An 18827-nucleotide genomic window follows, 5' to 3' on the forward strand; every position below is an offset into this window, starting at 1 on the left:
TTCCGGCTCTCCGTTTTGTAACCCCGAGGGGGTATTCTCTTGTTTCTGTCAGCTAGCGAAGTACTCCGGTCACTTCTGACCGGAGTACTTCGCCTGGATTTCCTGTGCCACGTTCGAAGGAACCGGCGCATAGTGATCGAAGGTCATCGTGTACTGTGCACGGCCCTGGCTCATCGAGCGCAGGTTGTCCACGTACTTGAACATGTTGGCCAGCGGCACGTTGGCATTGATCACGACGGCGATGCCGCGCGATTCCTGGCCCTGGATCTGACCGCGACGCGAGTTCAGATCGCCGATCACGTCACCGACGTAATCTTCCGGCGTCACGACTTCGACCTTCATCATCGGCTCGAGCAGCTGAGCGCCGGCCTTCTTGGCTGCTTCACGGAAGCAGGCACGCGAGGCGATTTCGAAGGCGAGGACCGAGGAGTCGACGTCATGGAATGCGCCGTCGATCAGGGTTGCCTTGACGCCGAGCATCGGGAAGCCAGCCAGCGGACCGGAAGACAGGACACTTTCGATGCCCTTCTGGACGCCGGGGATGTATTCCTTCGGGATCGAGCCGCCAACGATCTTGGATTCGAACTTGAAGTCGTCGCCTTCTTCGTTCGGTTCGAAGATGATCTTGACGCGCGCGAACTGGCCGGTACCACCGGACTGCTTCTTGTGCGTGTAGTCTTCTTCGTGACGCTTCGTGATCGATTCACGGTAGGCAACCTGCGGCGCGCCGACGGTGGCTTCAACCTTGAATTCGCGGCGCATGCGGTCGACGAGAATGTCGAGGTGGAGTTCACCCATGCCGGCGATGATCGTCTGGCCGGATTCTTCATCCGTCTTGACGCGGAACGAAGGATCTTCAGCAGCCAGGCGGTTGAGCGCGAGGCCCATCTTTTCCTGGTCGCCCTTGGTCTTCGGCTCGATGGCGATCTGGATGACCGGCTCGGGGAATTCCATGCGCTCGAGGATAACCTGGTTCAGCGGATCGCAGAGCGTGTCGCCGGTGGTGGTTTCCTTGAGGCCTGCGAGAGCCACGATGTCGCCGGCAAAGGCTTCTTCGATGTCTTCACGCGAGTTGGAATGCATCTGCAGCATGCGGCCGACGCGTTCGCGCTTTTCCTTGACCGTGTTCATGACCGACGTGCCCTTGGTGAGCTTGCCGGAATAGATGCGGGCGAAGGTGAGCGAACCGACGAAGGGGTCGTTCATGATCTTGAACGCCAGCATCGAAAGCGGCTCTTCATCGGACGGATGACGCTCGATTTCAGCTTCGGTCTTGACGTCGATGCCCTTGATCGACGGAATGTCGAGCGGCGACGGCAGGTAATCGCAGACGGCGTCGAGCAACGGCTGAACGCCCTTGTTCTTGAAGGCCGTACCGCAGAACATCGGGTGGAACTTCACGTCGATGGTGCCGCGGCGAACGAGTGCACGGATCTGATCATTGTCAGGCATGACGCCGTTCAAGTAGTTTTCCATGGCGACTTCGTCGATATCGACAACGGTCTCGATGAGGAGTTCGCGGTACTGGTCCGCCTTTTCCTTCATGTCATCCGGGATTTCGACAACGTCCCACTGTGCGCCGAGCGATTCGTCGCGCCAGATGAGAGCGTTCATCTCGATCAGATCGATAACGCCCTTGAAGTCGCTTTCAGCGCCGATCGGCAGCTGCATGACAACAGCGATGGCACCAAGACGGGTCTTGATCATCTCGACCGAGCGGTAGAAGTCCGCGCCGGTCTTGTCCATCTTGTTGCAGAAGATCATCCGCGGAACGTTGTACTTTTCAGCCTGGCGCCAGACGGTTTCCGTCTGCGGCTCAACACCGGCATTGGCGTCGAGCAGAGCGATCGCACCGTCGAGAACGCGCAGCGAACGCTCGACTTCGATGGTGAAGTCAACGTGGCCGGGGGTGTCGATGATGTTGAAGCGGCGCATCTTGCCATCGCGACCCTTCCAGTAGGTCGTCGTGGCAGCGGACGTGATGGTAATACCGCGTTCCTGCTCCTGCTCCATCCAGTCCATGGTGGCAGCGCCGTCATGAACTTCACCGATCTTGTGCGACTTGCCGGTGTAGTAGAGAATCCGCTCGGTGGTCGTGGTCTTGCCGGCGTCGATATGCGCCATGATACCAAAATTGCGGTAGTCTTCGATTTTATATTCGCGAGCCATAATGACTGCCTTTCGAAAATTGTACGTCGATTACCAGCGATAATGCGAGAATGCACGGTTGGCGTCAGCCATCTTGTGCGTGTCTTCGCGCTTCTTCACGGCACTGCCACGGTTGTTTGCAGCATCCATGAGTTCGCCGCAGAGGCGATCGATCATGGTGGTTTCGTTGCGCTTGCGGGCAGCAGCGATCAGCCAGCGGATGGCAAGAGCCTGACGGCGCTCGGGACGGACATCAACCGGAACCTGGTAGGTTGCACCACCGACGCGGCGCGAACGAACTTCGACGTGCGGAGCGATGTTGTCGAGAGCGGAATGGAACACGGTGACCGGCTCTTGCTTCAGCTTGCCCTGGACCAGATCGAACGCACCGTAAACGATGTTTTCAGCAACCGACTTCTTACCATGAAGCATGATAGCATTCATGAACTTGGTGACGACCAGATCGCCGAACTTCGGGTCCGGATTGATCTCGCGCTTTTCTGCACTATGACGACGTGACATACTTTTGTCTCTCAACTTTGAACGGGCGCCTTAACACGCGGAGAACCTCGCGCAGCGCCTTAAATTGTGGAACCCGAATTACTTCGGACGCTTTGCACCATACTTCGAACGGCGCTGCTTACGGTTCTTGACACCCTGGGTATCGAGAACGCCACGGATGATGTGGTAGCGAACGCCCGGCAAGTCCTTGACGCGGCCGCCGCGGATCATGACCACGGAGTGTTCCTGAAGGTTGTGACCTTCGCCCGGAATGTAGCCGATGACTTCGAAGCCGTTGGTGAGGCGGATCTTGGCAACCTTACGCAGAGCCGAGTTCGGCTTCTTCGGGGTCGTCGTATAAACGCGTGTGCAAACGCCACGCTTCTGCGGGTTTTCCTGCAGGGCAGGAACCTTGTTGCGCTTTACCTGTGCCTGACGCGGCTTGCGGATCAGCTGGTTTACGGTAGGCATATAACCATCCCTTACAAATTCTGTCTCAATACCCTTGCGGGCGGATCAATGCCGTCGCCGGCGGTTTCGAACGCTATAAATGCGCAAAACGAGGACCGATCCGCCTTTCGGCAGATGGCCCGCAAAAAGCAGAGGACACCAGTATTTTCAGCGTCTTGCGTGCAGCATTTTGGTCTTCAGCGTGCGTTTCGAACCTTGTTTGAGGCGAACTCCAGAACGAGACGTTCCGAACCAGCCAGCCTCACATAGGCTCCGATGGGGCGGGGTGTACTGATTTCAGGGTGTCGCGTCAAGGGGAGTTAACAATTATTCTTGGTCCGGCAGGGCTGACATGCCTGCAAAACAAGGCTTTTGCGGCCAAACTGCCACCGGCTGCGGCTGGCGCGGGCCGGAATCGTCAGAGCGTCCCCTTCAACTTAAAGAATCATAAAGCAATTCCACAATTGGGCAAGGCACATCGGGAATCGCCTCCCCTGCCCGTGACGATTCGTCGTGGAGCGGTGTTTTTTCCGGCGCGCTCCGCTGCAATCCGCTGTAAAGTCGTTTTCACTTATCTTTCGAAAGAGGAAATAGCCATGACTGCCATCCCCGACAATGACAACAATCTCGACGGACCGATGATCTTCATCATCATCGGCAAGGCCTATGAGAAGGATGGCGATGAAGAAGGCGTCGATATCCACGTGATGCTGCGCGCACCCGATGACGACACCGCCGTGCGCGAAGCCTTGAACGCGCTCGCCGAAGAAGGTTTCCTGGAAGCCGACCTCGATCAGATCGGCACGCTGACCGATGTGCCCAACGACGAGCCGCATGCCTCCGCCTACCAGGGCGCGCTCAGCGGCGAAGTGGCGATCATCAAGTTCGGCTGAACACGGCTGCCACGGTAAAACTGGCTGAAAACACAATGCAAAAAGCCGCCCGGATTGATCCGGGCGGCTTTTTCAATGGGTGGCCAATTCAAAAGCAGCACGGGGGCGGCAGAACCGCCCTCGCCTTTTCAGCCTTATTCGGCAGCTGCTTCTTCCTTGGCTGCCATGTCGGCGAGCATCGGTGTGGCAGAATCTGCACCCGTTCCCTTGCGGCGCTCTTCGAGGATCATCTCGTCGCGCGCGGTCGCAATGCGGCGGATCTGGGTCATCGTGCCACCGGTACCGGCCGGGATCAGGCGGCCGACGATGACATTTTCCTTCAGACCCTGCAGACCATCGGTCTTGCCGGCGATCGCAGCTTCCGTCAGCACCTTGGTCGTTTCCTGGAAGGATGCGGCCGAGATGAAGGACGGTGTCTGCAGCGATGCCTTGGTGATGCCTAGCAGGACCGGATCGCCGTAAGCCGGCTTCTTGCCCTGTTCGATCAGCTGATCGTTGACATCTTCCAGTTCGATACGGTCGACGCTGTCGCCAACGATATAGGTACTGTCACCGGCGTCGGTGACTTCCACCTTCTGCAGCATCTGGCGAACGATCACCTCGATGTGCTTGTCGTTGATCACAACGCCCTGCAGACGGTAGACTTCCTGGATTTCGTTGACCAGGTAGGAAGCGAGTGCCTCCACGCCCTTGATCGCCAGGATGTCGTGCGGTGCCGGGTTACCGTCGAGGATGTAGTCACCCTTTTCGATATAGTCGCCATCCTGAAGATGGAAGGGCTTGCCCTTCGGGATCAGGTATTCAACCGGCTCCACACCGTCTTCCGCAGGCTCGATCAGCACGCGGCGCTTGTTCTTGTAGTCGCGGCCAAAGCGGATCGTACCATCGATTTCGGCGATGATCGCGTGATCCTTCGGACGGCGCGCTTCGAAGAGTTCGGCAACGCGCGGCAGACCACCGGTGATGTCCTTCGTCTTGGCGCTTTCCAGCGGCGAACGGGCAAGCACGTCACCCTGGGAGACCTTGGTGCCCGGCTCGACCGACAGAATGGCATCGACCGAAAGCATGAAGCGGGCGTCGCCACCACGCGACAGCTTCATGACTGCGCCGCTCTTGTCCTTGATGACGATTGCCGGCTTCAGGTCGATACCGCGCGGCGTCGAACGCCAATCGATAACCTGACGCTTGGTGATGCCGGTCGCTTCGTCGGTCGCTTCCAGAACGGAGATACCATCGACGATATCTTCGAAATGAACCGTACCTTCGACTTCCGTCATCATCGGGCGTGTGTAGGGGTCCCACTCGGCCAGACGCTGGCCGCGCTTCACCTTGTCACCGTCATCGACAAAGATCTTCGAACCGTAGGCGACACGCTGCGAAGAACGCTCGACACCACGTTCGTCGAGGATCTGGACCGCCATGTTACGGCCCATTGCGACGAGAACATTTTCCGAGTTGCGCAGCATGTTGCGGTTCTTGATCTGGATCGTACCTTCATACGACGCTTCCAGGAACGAGCTGTCCACCACCGTTGCCGTACCACCCAAGTGGAACGTACGCATGGTGAGCTGCGTGCCCGGTTCACCGATCGACTGCGCAGCGATAACGCCGACCGCTTCACCCATGTTGACAGGGGTACCGCGGGCAAGGTCACGGCCGTAGCAGACGCCGCAGACACCGGTCTGGATTTCGCAGGTCAGTGCCGAGCGAATACGGATCGACTGGATGCCAGCCTTTTCGATTTCGACGACATCTGCCTCGAGGATCATCCGGCCGGCATCGACGATACGGTCACCGGTGATCGGGTGATCGATATGGTCGAGAGCCGTGCGGCCGAGAACGCGGGCACCGATGGAGGCAACAACCTGACCAGCATCAACGATGGCGGTCATGGTGAGGCCTGTTTCGGTACCGCAATCCACCGAGTTGACGATGCAATCCTGCGCGACGTCAACGAGACGGCGTGTCAGGTAACCGGAGTTGGCCGTCTTCAAGGCGGTGTCTGCGAGACCCTTACGGGCACCGTGGGTCGAGTTGAAGTACTCGTTAACGGTCAGGCCTTCCTTGAAGTTCGAGATGATCGGCGTCTCGATGATTTCACCCGACGGCTTGGCCATCAGGCCGCGCATGCCGCCCAGCTGACGCATCTGGTTCGGAGAACCACGGGCGCCGGAGTGCGACATCATGTAGATGGCGTTCATCGGCTTCTGACGGCCGTTATCGTCGAATTCGACAGCCTTAATGCGGGCCATCATGTCTTCGGCGACCTTGTCGGTTGCCTTGCCCCAGGCGTCGACAACCTTGTTGTACTTTTCGCCCTGGGTGATCAGGCCGTCATTGTACTGCTGTTCGTATTCCTTCACCAGGCTTTCGGTGTCACCGACGATCTTGGCCTTGGTATCCGGAATGACCATGTCGTCCTTGCCGAACGAAATGCCGGCGCGGCAGGCATGGGCAAAGCCGAGCTGCATGATGCGGTCGCAGAAAATGACCGTGTCCTTCTGGCCGCAGTGACGGTAGACCGTGTCGATCATCTTGGAGATGTTCTTCTTGGTCAGTTCCTGGTTGCAGACGTCGAACGGCACGTTGGCGTTCTTCGGCAGGAGTTCGCCGATGAGCATACGGCCAGGCGTGGTTTCATAGATCTTCGAAACCGGCTTGCCTTCGGCATCGACGGTCTTGAAGCGGCCACGGATCTTGGCATGCAGCGTCACCGACTTGGTTTCAAGCGCGTGATGCAACTCGCCGAGATCGGAGAAGGCCATGCCTTCGCCCGGCTCGTTCTGGTTCAGGATCGACAGATAGTAGAGACCCAGAACCATGTCCTGCGAGGGAACGATGATCGGTGCGCCGTTTGCCGGATGCAGGATGTTGTTGGTCGACATCATCAGCACGCGGGCTTCGAGCTGCGCTTCCAGCGACAGCGGAACGTGCACGGCCATCTGGTCACCGTCGAAGTCGGCGTTGAAGGCCGTGCAGACGAGCGGATGCAGCTGGATAGCCTTGCCTTCGACCAGGGTCGGTTCGAAGGCCTGGATGCCCAGGCGGTGGAGCGTCGGCGCACGGTTCAGGAGAACCGGATGCTCGCGGATGACCTCGTCGAGGATATCCCAGACTTCCGGCTTTTCCTTTTCAACCAGCTTCTTGGCCTGTTTGACGGTCGAGGAATAACCCTTGGCGTCGAGGCGGGCGTAGATGAACGGCTTGAACAGTTCGAGCGCCATTTTCTTCGGCAGGCCGCACTGGTGCAGCTTCAGTTCCGGACCGGTCACGATGACCGAACGGCCGGAATAGTCGACGCGCTTGCCGAGCAAGTTCTGACGGAAGCGGCCCTGCTTGCCCTTGAGCATGTCGGACAGCGACTTCAGCGGACGCTTGTTGGCACCGGTGATGACGCGGCCACGGCGGCCGTTGTCGAACAGGGCGTCGACGGATTCCTGCAGCATGCGCTTTTCGTTGCGGATGATGATGCCAGGCGCACGCAGCTCGATCAGGCGCTTCAAACGGTTGTTCCGGTTGATGACGCGGCGATAGAGGTCGTTGAGGTCGGACGTCGCGAAACGGCCGCCATCCAGCGGAACCAGCGGACGCAGGTCCGGCGGGATCACGGGAACGACCTTCATGATCATCCATTCCGGGCGGTTGCCGGATTCCATGAAGTTCTCGACGATCTTCAGGCGCTTCATCAGCTTCTTCTGCTTCAGCTCGGACGTGGTGTCAGCCATTTCCGCGCGCAGATCGCCGGCGATCTTCTCGAGATTCATCGAAGCCAGCATCTCGTAGATGGCTTCAGCACCGATCATCGCTGTGAACTGATCTTCGCCGAACTCGTCGACGGCGATCATGTATTCCTCTTCCGAGAGAAGCTGATTTTCCTTGAGGGAAGTCAGGCCCGGCTCGGTGACGATGTAGTTTTCGAAATAGAGGACGCGCTCGATATCCTTCAGCGTCATATCGAGCAGCGTCGCGATGCGGCTCGGCAGGGACTTCAGGAACCAGATATGGGCGACGGGAGCTGCAAGCTCGATATGGCCCATGCGCTCACGGCGAACGCGCGACAACGTCACTTCGACGCCGCACTTTTCGCAGATGATGCCCTTGTACTTCATGCGCTTGTACTTGCCGCACAGGCACTCATAGTCCTTGATCGGACCAAAGATGCGCGCGCAGAACAGGCCGTCGCGTTCCGGCTTGAACGTACGGTAGTTGATGGTTTCCGGCTTCTTGATCTCACCGTAGGACCAGGAGAGAATCTTCTCCGGCGACGCAATCGAAATCCGGATGGAATCGAAGGTCTGCGCAGGCACCTGCGGATTGAAAAGGTTCATGACCTCTTGGTTCATGCCTATCTCCTTTATGGGCTATCGCCCTGAGCTTGGCAGAGAGCACGGCAATCCCGGGCGCCGGCTTTCTGCACGAAACGGATAAAACCGCATAAAATGCGGCCGCATTTCCTACCCTGTCTCATCAACGCGAGACCGGGTGGAAACGGTGCGCGCCGCCTTTTCAAGCGGCACGCACCTTGATGTTTACTCGGCCGCGTCCGGCAACTGCTGGTTTGCCGCATTGAGTTCGTCGAGCTTGGAATTCTCCAGTTCGACGGAGAGACCCAACGAGCGCATTTCCTTGACGAGAACGTTGAAGCTCTCGGGAATACCCGCCTCGAAGGTGTCGTCGCCACGGACGATCGCCTCATAGACCTTGGTACGCCCGGCCACGTCGTCGGATTTCACCGTCAGCATTTCCTGCAGGGTGTAGGCGGCGCCGTAAGCTTCCAGAGCCCAGACTTCCATTTCCCCGAAGCGCTGACCGCCGAACTGCGCCTTACCACCGAGCGGCTGCTGGGTGACGAGCGAGTAAGGACCGATCGAACGGGCGTGGATCTTGTCGTCCACAAGGTGGTTCAGCTTCAGCATGTAGATGTAGCCAACCGTGACCTGGCGGTCGAACTGATCGCCTGTACGGCCATCATAGAGCGTCGACTGACCGGTGACCTTCAGGCCTGCCTGTTCCAGCATCTCGTTGACGTCGGCTTCGACAGCACCGTCGAAGACCGGCGTTGCGATCGACACGCCGCGGCGGGTCTGCTCGGCCAGACGAACGATCGATTCGTCGTCATAGTCCTTGATCGGCTCGCCCTTCGGACCGGAACCGATGACGCTGTCGATGACATCGCGCAGCGGCTGGATCTCGGACCCTGCCTTGTAGGCATCGAGCATGGCACCGATCTTCTTGCCCATGCCGGCGCAGGCCCAACCCAGATGGGTTTCCAGGATCTGGCCGACGTTCATGCGCGAGGGCACGCCGAGCGGGTTCAAGACGACGTCAACATGCGTACCGTCTTCCAGGAACGGCATGTCTTCGATCGGCACGATGCGGGAAACCACACCCTTGTTACCGTGACGGCCGGCCATCTTGTCGCCTGGCTGGATCTTGCGCTTCACAGCGACGAAGACCTTGACCATCTTCATGACGCCCGGAGGCATTTCATCGCCGCGCTGGACCTTTTCGACCTTGTCCATGAAGCGATGCTCAAGCAGCGACTTGGATTCGTCGTACTGGCCACGCAGAGCTTCGACTTCGCCCTGAGCCTTTTCGTCTTCCGTCGCAAACATCCACCACTGCGAGCGGGGATATTCGGAGATGACGGCGTTGGAAAGCTCGGTGCCCTTCTTGAAGCCCTTGGGGCCGGCAACGGCGACCTGACCGCGTAGCATGTCAAGGAGACGCGAGTAGACGTTGCGATCCAGGATCGCCTGTTCGTCGTCGCGGTCCTTGGCAAGACGCTCGATCTCTTCCCGCTCGATCGCCATCGCACGCTCGTCTTTTTCCACGCCATGGCGGTTGAAGACGCGCACTTCGACGATGGTGCCGAAGGTGCCCGGAGGCATGCGCATGGAGGTGTCGCGAACGTCGGAGGCCTTTTCACCGAAGATGGCGCGCAGAAGCTTTTCTTCCGGCGTCATCGGGCTTTCGCCCTTCGGCGTGATCTTGCCGACCAGAATGTCGCCAGGAGCCACTTCCGCACCGATATAGACGATTCCGGCTTCGTCGAGGTTCTTCAGCGCTTCTTCCGAAACGTTCGGAATATCGCGGGTGATTTCTTCCGGACCAAGCTTGGTGTCGCGCGCCATCACTTCGAATTCTTCGATGTGGATGGAGGTGAACACGTCATCACGAACGATGCGCTCGGACAGAAGGATCGAGTCCTCGTAGTTGTAGCCGTTCCACGGCATGAACGCGACGAGCGCGTTGCGGCCGAGAGCCAGGTCACCGAGATCGGTCGAAGGACCGTCAGCGATGATGTCGCCCTTGTTGAGAATGTCACCGACGGTGACCAGCGGGCGCTGGTTGACGCAGGTGTTCTGGTTGGAACGCTGGAACTTCTGCAGGCGGTAGATGTCAACGCCGGACTTGCCGGCCTGGAGATCTTCCGTCGCACGGATAACGATACGGGTCGCGTCGACCTGGTCGACCACGCCGCCACGGCGGGCTGCAATAGCAGCGCCGGAATCACGGGCAACGATCGGTTCCATGCCGGTTCCGACGAACGGAGCTTCCGCACGCAGCAGAGGCACGGCCTGACGCTGCATGTTGGAGCCCATGAGCGCGCGGTTGGCGTCGTCGTTTTCCAGGAACGGGATGAGCGCTGCCGCAACAGACACGAGCTGCTTTGGCGAAACGTCCATCAGGTTCACGATGTCGCGCGGTGCGAGCATAACGTCGCCAGCGTGACGGCAAACAACGAATTCCTCGACGAAGGACTGGTCCTCGTTAAGTTCGGAGTTGGCCTGCGCCACGTGATACTTGGCTTCTTCCATCGCCGACAGATAGACGACATCCTTGGTCACCTTACCGTCGATGATCTTGCGGTAAGGGCTTTCGATGAAGCCGTACTTGTTGACGCGGGCAAAGGTCGCCAGCGAGTTGATCAGACCGATGTTCGGGCCTTCCGGCGTTTCGATCGGGCAGATACGGCCGTAATGGGTCGGATGAACGTCGCGGACTTCGAAGCCTGCGCGTTCGCGCGTCAGACCGCCCGGACCAAGAGCCGAAAGACGGCGCTTGTGGGTGATTTCCGACAGCGGGTTGACCTGGTCCATGAACTGCGACAGCTGCGAGGACCCGAAGAACTCGCGAACAGCGGCGGCAGCCGGCTTGGCGTTGATCAGGTCCTGCGGCATGACGGTGTCGATTTCGATCGACGACATGCGTTCCTTGATCGCACGCTCCATGCGCAGCAAGCCGAGGCGGTACTGATTTTCCATCAGTTCGCCGACGGAGCGCACACGGCGGTTGCCGAGGTTGTCGATATCGTCGATTTCGCCCTTGCCGTCGCGTAGGTCAACGAGCATCCGGACGACAGCCAGGATGTCTTCCTTGCGCAGGATACGAACGGTATCGGCAGCATCCACATCCAGACGCATGTTCATCTTGACGCGGCCAACGGCCGAGAGGTCGTAACGCTCCGCATCGAAGAACAGCGTGTTGAACATGGCTTCAGCCGAATCCATGGTCGGCGGCTCGCCGGGACGCATGACACGGTAGATGTCGAACAGCGCATCCTGACGGTTTTCGTTCTTGTCGACCGAAAGCGTGTTGCGGATATAGGCGCCGACATTGATATGGTCGATGTCGAGGATCGGGATTTCGTCGAAGCCAGCCGTCAGGATGACGCCCAGCGTCTTCTCGTCGATTTCATCGCCGGCTTCGAGGAAGATTTCACCCGTCGTCGGATTGACCAGATCTTCGGCAAGGAAGTTGCCGTAGAGTTCGTCGTCGGTCGCCTTGATGGCCTTGAGGCCCTTTTCCGTCAGCGTCTTCAACAGGCGCGGCGTCAGCTTCTTGCCGGATTCCACGACCACTTCGCCGGTGTCGGCGTCGATCAGGTCGGACAGGGCCTTCTGGCCCTTGAGAACGTCCGGCTGGAACGGAATCCGCCAGCCCTTGCCGTCGCGCTGATAGAGCGACTTCGTGTAGAAGGTCTCGAGGATTTCCTCGCCGTCCATGCCGAGCGCCATCAAAAGCGACGTCACCGGGATCTTGCGGCGGCGGTCGATGCGGGCGTGCACGACGTCCTTGGCATCGAATTCGATGTCGAGCCAGGAACCGCGATACGGGATGACGCGGGCAGCAAACAGAAGCTTGCCCGAGGAATGGCTCTTGCCCTTGTCATGGTCGAAGAACACGCCCGGCGAACGGTGCATCTGCGAAACGATAACACGTTCCGTGCCGTTGACGATGAACGTACCGTTATTGGTCATGAGCGGCATGTCGCCCATGTAAACGTTCTGTTCCTTGATATCCTTGATGGACTTGGCGCCCGTATCCTCGTCAATATCGAACACGATCAGGCGCAGCGTCACCTTGAGCGGCGCTGCGTAGGTCAGATCGCGCTGACGGCATTCTTCAACGTCGAACTTCGGCTGTTCGAATTCGTAGGACACGAATTCGAGCATGGAAGCGCCGGAGAAATCGGTGATCGGGAAAACCGACTTGAAAACAGACTGGAGACCCTCATCCGGACGGCCGCCCTGCGGCTCGTCAACCATGAGGAACTGGTCGTAGGATGCCTTTTGAACCTCGATGAGGTTCGGCATTTCTGCGACTTCGGGAATTTTACCAAAAAACTTGCGTACGCGCCTACGACCATTGAAAGAAAGGGTCTGAGCCATCGTCGCTCCTTCAAATTTTGCATCCGGGCCTGCAACGGACGGGAACCGATGGCCAGTCGATCCCGTCAATCAATGGGTTGTTCAATCTCGTCCAACCCCCAAAAACGCTCAGCGCGGATTGCTGTGCTGTTCCTGGTTCGGGACTATCCTCTTGAAGAACCCATTACCCAAAAGCCGTTTTCAATGGGCTTTTGGGTAATATGTTCAGAAAGCGGTCAAAGAGAGGCGGCCATTTTCACGGCCACCTCCCCTTTAAAAACAAGCAGAATTACTTGACGTCAACCTTGGCGCCAGCGTCTTCGAGCTTCTTCTTGAGATCAGCGGCTTCAGCCTTGGAAACGCCTTCCTTGACAGCCTTCGGAGCGGCTTCAACGAGGTCCTTGGCTTCCTTCAGGCCGAGGCCTGTGATCGCGCGGACTTCCTTGATGACGTTGATCTTGTTTGCGCCGGCATCTGCGAGGATGACGTCGAACTCGGTCTTTTCTTCTTCAACAGCGGCAGCAGCGCCAGCGCCGCCGGCAGCAGCAACAGCTACCGGTGCAGCAGCGGAAACGCCCCACTTTTCTTCAAGAAGCTTCGACAGTTCTGCAGCTTCCAGAACGGTCAACGAGGAGAGGTCTTCAACGATCTTAGAGAGATCAGCCATTTTTTAGTTCCTTTTATTCGGTTCGAACTTGGTTTGATACAACAACGAAAAACCGCCTTATGCGGCTTCTTCGTCCTTCTTGGCGTAGGCCGCGAACACGCGGGCAAGCTGGCTTGCCGGTGCTGCAACAACCGATGCGATACGCGTTGCCGGGGTCTGAATCATACCCAGCAGCTTTGCACGCAGCTCGTCCAGCGACGGCAGGGTCGCAAGCGACTTGACTGCATCCGCGGACAGCGTGGTTGCGCCCATGGCGCCACCCAGAACAACGATCTTGTCGTTGGTCTTGGCGAAATCCATGAGAACCTTTGGAGCCGTGATCGGGTCGGCGCTGAATGCTACCAGCGTCTGACCCTTGAAGAGATTGGACATCCCTTCGGCTTCCGTACCCTGAAGGGCGATCTTGGCCAGGCGGTTCTTCGCGACTTTGACGGTGCCGCCAGCAGCGCGCATCTTCGAACGGAAGTCGTTCATCTGTGCGACTGTGACACCAGCATAGTGGGCCACGACAACCGAACCGGCGCCCTTGAAGGACTCGTTCAGCTCCGTGACGAATTCGCGTTTTTCCGCTCTTTCCACTGCCTATCTCCAGTTGACTGGACCGTAAAATACGGGACCAGTCGGTTTGCCTTTGCCACAAGGGATCAAAGATGATCCCAAGCGACGCTCGAGGATCCTGTCCCCTGCGCGTTCCCGTTCAACCGGGTCCGGCACAAGGCAAGCCGAGGTTCGAACCGAATTTCCACACTTGCGTGCGTCAAATGAAATTCGGGACTCACCCATCTCATGCAGGCTTAAGTGATTAAGGGATAACCACCTGCAATCTCGGACAGGAGTTCCGGGTTTGATCCCGGAATTTCCGGCTCCAAAGAGCCGGAAATCTGCGACCGGACAAAAGTCCGGATAAACTTTAAGCGGCGCTAACCGTCGACGGATCGATCTTGACGCCCGGACCCATGGTCGAGGAAATCGCGACGCGCTTGACGTAGTTGCCCTTGGCGCCAGCCGGCTTTGCCTTGATGACCGCATCAGCGAAAGCGCGGATGTTTTCTTCAAGAGCAGCAGCATCGAACGATGCCTTGCCGATGCCGGCGTGAACGATACCGGCCTTTTCGACGCGGAACTCGACAGCGCCGCCCTTCGATGCCTTGACAGCACCGGCGACGTCCATGGTGACGGTTCCGACCTTCGGGTTCGGCATCATGCCGCGCGGGCCGAGGACCTTGCCGAGACGGCCGACGAGCGGCATCATGTCCGGAGTGGCGATGCAGCGATCGAAATCGATCTTGCCGCTCTGAACAATATCGACCAGGTCTTCCGCGCCGACGATGTCTGCGCCAGCAGCCTTGGCTTCATCAGCCTTGGCGCCACGTGCGAACACGGCAACGCGAACGTCGCGGCCTGTGCCGTTCGGCAGGTTGACAACGCCGCGGACCATCTGGTCGGCGTGGCGCGGGTCAACGCCGAGGTTCATCGCAACTTCGATGGTCTCGTCGAACTTGGCGATGGCGCGAGCCTTCACCAGGGTGATGGCTTCGGACAAAGCAACCAGCTTCGTCGGATCAATGCCTTCGCGGGTCTTCTGTACGCGCTTTGCAATCTTTGTCATGGTCTCAACCTGCCACTTCCAGGCCCATGGAGCGGGCCGAGCCCTCAACCATTGCCATTGCGCCTTCGATATCAGCCGCGTTCAGATCCTTCATCTTGGCTTCAGCGATCTTGCGAACCTGATCCTTGGTGAGGGTACCGGCCTTGGCGCCCTTGCCAGGCGTCTTGGAACCGGATGTCAGCTTTGCTTCCTTCTTCAGGAAGTAGCTGACTGGCGGCTGCTTCATGATGAAGGTGAAGGACTTGTCCTGGTAGTAGGTGATGACGACCGGGATCGGCATGCCCTTTTCCAGTTCCTGCGTGGCGGCATTGAACGCCTTGCAGAATTCCATGATGTTTACGCCACGCTGACCAAGCGCCGGGCCGATTGGCGGGGACGGGTTTGCCGATCCTGCCTTGACCTGAAGCTTGAGCTGGCCTGCAACTTTCTTAGCCATTTCTCTCTGCCTTTATGGTTTTCCCGGTATCCCTGCCCGCCAATATGCGAACCGGACCCGAAAACGTTACAACCGGTTCCCCGGCTTCTCATGCCGTCCCTCTTGAAAGAACGGCGGCTGCGGTTGCGTGGTGCGGACTGACCGGTCCGGCTAAGACCGGTGTCCTTCCACGCGCTTTGCGGGTTAACCCGCATTTGCCGGATGCATGATCCGGCAAAACCAAAAGAAAGCCGCGCGACCGAATGAATCCGGCGCTGCAGCCTTCAGAAATCAGACTTTCTCGACCTGAGCGTACTCAAGATCTACAGGCGTTGCGCGGCCGAAGATGGACACTTCAACCTTGAGGCGCGACCGCTCCTCGTCAACGTCCTGCACGATACCGTTGAACGATGCAAACGGACCGTCGGAAACACGCACCTGCTCGCCGACCTCAAACGAGATCGAGGGCTTGGGACGATCAACACCATCCTGAACCTGGCCGAGAATGCGCTCTGCTTCAAAGTCAGGGATCGGAACCGGCTTGTTGTCGGAGCCGAGGAAACCCGTGACCTTGGGTGTATTCTTGATGAGGTGATAGGCCTCATCCGTCAGGTTGGCGCGCACCAGCACGTAACCTGGAAAAAACTTGCGCTCAGCATCGACCTTGCGGCCACGGCGAACCTCGACGACCTTTTCGGTCGGAACGAGAATCTTTTCAAACAGATGGCTCAGGCCCTTCTGCTTGGCTTTCTCCTCGATCGATTCAGCCACCTTCTTCTCGAAATTCGAGTAGGCGTGAACGATGTACCAACGCGCTGCCATATTCATCCCCAACCGTTCAAACGCCAGCATTCAGGACGAGGCCAATCAGCCAGCCCATCAGTTGGTCCGCAGCAAAAAAGAAGATAGCCGCAAAGAACACCATGACGAATACCATCAGCGTCGAGATCATCGTCTCGCGCCGTGAAGGCCATGTGACTTTCGCCGTCTCAGCACGTACCTGCTGCAGAAACGTAAATGGATTTGTTTTGGATGCCATTGAATGCTCACGCCTTAACGGCCCGTAAAGCTGACGATCAGCCCCACGCGCCGCGTGTCTGTTTGAACCCTACATAAAGACCGATTCTATAAATCACAAGAGGTCAACGGTCTTTTTGCGAAATAAGCCGGAAAAGGCAAGCCCTCGCCGTGTATAGTGTGCCAGCTCTTTGCGGCAGGAAATGCGCCGAAATAAATGGCAGGGGCAGTAAGGCTCGAACTTACGACCTGCGGTTTTGGAGACCGCCGCTCTACCAACTGAGCTATACCCCTACATCACCGGTGCTCGTGCCAAAAGCAAAGCGCCACATGAAGTCAGCGGGTTATTATTCAGTTTGGCCGGAATTGACAAGCGCCTTTGCGCGAAAAAAGAAAGAATTCCGCATCCGGGCACGTTTTTCCCGCATCGATATCTGCGGTTCACAACGCCACATATTTGCGCCAGTCATGGTCTTCCTTGAAGCCGAGCACTTCACGGATCTTCCGGTTGGAAAGCAGCCCCTCGTAGGCGCTGATTTCCCGGGTAAACGGCACATCCGGAAAATAGCGGGCTGCCAGTTCCCTGGACGGCGTGTTGGCCGACACGGTGTCGTTGGCCGCATTGAAGACCTGGAAGCCGAGCCCATCCTTCTCGATGCAGAGCTTGACGATCTGACCGAGATCGCGCGCATCGATATAGCTCCAGGCGATGCGCTTGCGGATTTCCGGATTGGCGAAATAGGCCGGAAAGTTTTCGTATTCATGCGGTTCGATGACGTTGCCGATTCGCAGCGCATAGATATCGGCGCCGGACCGCTCGGCAAAGGCACGCGCCGTCTTCTCGTTCACCACCTTGGAGAGCCCGTAGGAATCCATCGGATTGACATCATAGTCTTCATCCAGCGGAAACTGGTGGAAATCGCGGTGACCTTCGGCAAAGCAGACGCCATAGGTGGTCTCGCTGGACGCGACAATGATCTTGCGGATGCCGGACTTCACCGCCGCCTCGATGACATTGTAGGTGCCCATCGTGTTGATGCGGAAGGTCTCGTTGTCCGGCTTGATCAGGATGCGCGGCACGGCGGCAAAATGCACCACCGCATCGAAGGGCTGCGGCCCCTGCCCGTGTTCGAGATCCGGGAAATCCCGGTGCATCGACATGACGTTGAACATCTGTCCGCTATCGGTGATATCGGCATTGAGATTGGTGACGCCGGGGCTTTCCAGCGGCGTCAGATCGATATTGTGCACCTCGTATCCGGCCGCAACCAGATAGGGCACCGCATGCCGTCCCGCCTTGCCCGCACCGCCGGTGAACAGAATTCGCTTCTTCATGATATCCTCCGCGCGGGTGCCGCCTCAACGGACACCGGCAATTCCTCTGCCGACCCGTATGCCCCGCCCCTGACAACGCCGCAACAGGATTTCGGTTCAGGCAGGCATGCTGAAAGTCCGGCCGTCCTCGCCCCCTCTCTTGCCGGACATGGCAAGACTCTACCAGCTCAAGGCATAGTGCGCCTTGAAAACGCCGCGTGCGGATGACCACGGGTTTGTGACGGCGGCGCTGAGGTTCAAACTGCCGAAGCTCTGCTCGACGCCCAGCTGATCGAATGCCGGCAGCCGGCTCTTCGCAAACCTGGCTCTATCCAGCGAACTTTGGGCAACGAGCGCGGTGCCGGTTGCAACGGCAGTGACACGGGCCGATTGGGACAGCCGCGCCTTTGCACACTGTGTCTCATAGGCATTGCATTGCAGGGCGAGCGACCGGCGGCCCTCGATATCAATATGGCGGCTGGCGATCCACTGGCGGCTGCTGCTCATCCGGACATTGCCGGAACCGTGTGCGGCCTCAAACCGGACGTCCACATCCTGCGACGCCGTAGCGGCCGGGCCTGCCTTCTTCTTGCGTGACAAAAGCCCCCATATGCCGACAGACGGCGGAGCCTGCACCCTGCCCGCTTTCGTCGCGGATACGGAAAAATCGCTGCCGCCGCTGACATTGACGCTTCCGGAATATTGTGCGCCAAGTCTCAGCCGATAGGCATTTTCACCGGTCTTGCTCGGCGCCCATATCAGGTTATTGCCCTCATCTGCTGAGACCGGTCCAGCCGCCACAAACAGAACGCATGCGGCGGCGCATGCCACAACAGTTTTCATCATTTGGAGATCCGATCCGGCTCATGCCGCTGCCACGGGGCAAATCATCTGACGTCGAGATACCAAAGAATTACGCGAGAACCGAGGACGAATGATCGATCTGGATTGAGGTAAGCGAAGCCCTGTTGCAAACATCACACGGGTCGTTTGCCGGCCTTATGCACACGGTCGGACGTCAGGCGGATGCTGCGCAGACTGGAACGCAAAAGGGCCCCGCCGTGTCCGGCGAGGCCCTTTCTCAATTCAACTCGTAGAGTAAAACTTACTCGACGATGGACGCTACGATGCCGGCGCCGACGGTGCGGCCGCCTTCGCG

The 18827-nt window shown here is 58.4% G+C and carries 14 protein-coding genes and 1 tRNA gene; 1 reads left to right on the forward strand and 14 read right to left on the reverse strand.

Translation table 11 applies throughout. The features are described from left to right. Window positions 1-69: 69 nt before the first annotated feature. The 3 genes from fusA to rpsL all read right to left on the reverse strand — a co-directional run bounded on the left by fusA (window position 70) and on the right by rpsL (window position 3120). Entirely contained in the window at window positions 70-2169 is a 2100-nt protein-coding gene (gene fusA, locus ASD32_RS02125; RefSeq protein ID WP_060636268.1) for an elongation factor G, read from the reverse strand. Between the two features lie 30 nt (window positions 2170-2199). Further along, window positions 2200-2670 (reverse strand): 30S ribosomal protein S7, encoded by a 471-nt coding sequence (rpsG, locus tag ASD32_RS02130; protein ID WP_037133877.1) that lies wholly within the window; start codon window positions 2668-2670, stop codon window positions 2200-2202. A gap of 78 nt (window positions 2671-2748) precedes the next feature. Then, window positions 2749-3120: a 30S ribosomal protein S12 gene (gene rpsL, locus ASD32_RS02135; RefSeq protein WP_003507760.1), complete on the reverse strand. Its 372-nt coding sequence runs from the start codon at window positions 3118-3120 to the stop codon at window positions 2749-2751. Between the two features lie 575 nt (window positions 3121-3695). Between rpsL and ASD32_RS02140 the strand changes: the two genes are divergently transcribed. Further along, window positions 3696-3992, forward strand: a complete 297-nt coding sequence (locus tag ASD32_RS02140; RefSeq protein ID WP_060636269.1) for a hypothetical protein — start codon at window positions 3696-3698, stop codon at window positions 3990-3992. 134 nt (window positions 3993-4126) lie between these two features. On the opposite strand, the gene rpoC is transcribed toward ASD32_RS02140, so the two are convergent. The 11 genes from rpoC to ASD32_RS02195 all read right to left on the reverse strand — a co-directional run bounded on the left by rpoC (window position 4127) and on the right by ASD32_RS02195 (window position 18514). Further along, window positions 4127-8335 carry a DNA-directed RNA polymerase subunit beta' gene (rpoC, locus tag ASD32_RS02145; protein WP_060636270.1) on the reverse strand — a complete coding sequence of 1403 codons (4209 nt, stop codon included), beginning with the start codon at window positions 8333-8335 and terminating at the stop codon, window positions 4127-4129. Between the two features lie 186 nt (window positions 8336-8521). Further along, window positions 8522-12667: a DNA-directed RNA polymerase subunit beta gene (gene rpoB / locus ASD32_RS02150; protein WP_060636271.1), complete on the reverse strand. Its 4146-nt coding sequence runs from the start codon at window positions 12665-12667 to the stop codon at window positions 8522-8524. 268 nt (window positions 12668-12935) lie between these two features. Next, window positions 12936-13313: a 50S ribosomal protein L7/L12 gene (rplL, locus tag ASD32_RS02155; RefSeq protein WP_060636272.1), complete on the reverse strand. Its 378-nt coding sequence runs from the start codon at window positions 13311-13313 to the stop codon at window positions 12936-12938. 57 nt (window positions 13314-13370) lie between these two features. Beyond that, complete coding sequence (rplJ, locus tag ASD32_RS02160; RefSeq protein WP_037103356.1) at window positions 13371-13892, reverse strand: 50S ribosomal protein L10; 522 nt, start codon at window positions 13890-13892, stop codon at window positions 13371-13373. A 331-nt stretch (window positions 13893-14223) separates the two neighbouring features. Beyond that, a complete protein-coding gene (gene rplA, locus ASD32_RS02165) occupies window positions 14224-14922 on the reverse strand; it encodes a 50S ribosomal protein L1 (RefSeq protein WP_060636273.1) in 699 nt (232 codons plus the stop codon). 4 nt (window positions 14923-14926) lie between these two features. After that, window positions 14927-15358 (reverse strand): 50S ribosomal protein L11, encoded by a 432-nt coding sequence (gene rplK, locus ASD32_RS02170; protein WP_060636274.1) that lies wholly within the window; start codon window positions 15356-15358, stop codon window positions 14927-14929. 270 nt (window positions 15359-15628) lie between these two features. Continuing rightward, entirely contained in the window at window positions 15629-16159 is a 531-nt protein-coding gene (nusG, locus tag ASD32_RS02175; protein WP_060505015.1) for a transcription termination/antitermination protein NusG, read from the reverse strand. Window positions 16160-16175: 16 nt separating this feature from the next. After that, window positions 16176-16376: a preprotein translocase subunit SecE gene (gene secE / locus ASD32_RS02180; RefSeq protein ID WP_037103350.1), complete on the reverse strand. Its 201-nt coding sequence runs from the start codon at window positions 16374-16376 to the stop codon at window positions 16176-16178. A gap of 196 nt (window positions 16377-16572) precedes the next feature. Continuing rightward, window positions 16573-16648 (reverse strand) — tRNA-Trp (locus ASD32_RS02185). A gap of 147 nt (window positions 16649-16795) precedes the next feature. Further along, a complete protein-coding gene (locus ASD32_RS02190; RefSeq protein ID WP_060636275.1) occupies window positions 16796-17689 on the reverse strand; it encodes an NAD(P)-dependent oxidoreductase in 894 nt (297 codons plus the stop codon). Between the two features lie 159 nt (window positions 17690-17848). Further along, entirely contained in the window at window positions 17849-18514 is a 666-nt protein-coding gene (locus ASD32_RS02195; protein ID WP_156383016.1) for a hypothetical protein, read from the reverse strand. Between the last annotated feature and the right edge of the window lie 313 nt (window positions 18515-18827).

The sequence above is a fragment of the Rhizobium sp. Root483D2 genome (assembly GCF_001426685.1).
GTDB classification, from domain to species: domain Bacteria; phylum Pseudomonadota; class Alphaproteobacteria; order Rhizobiales; family Rhizobiaceae; genus Pararhizobium; species Pararhizobium qamdonense.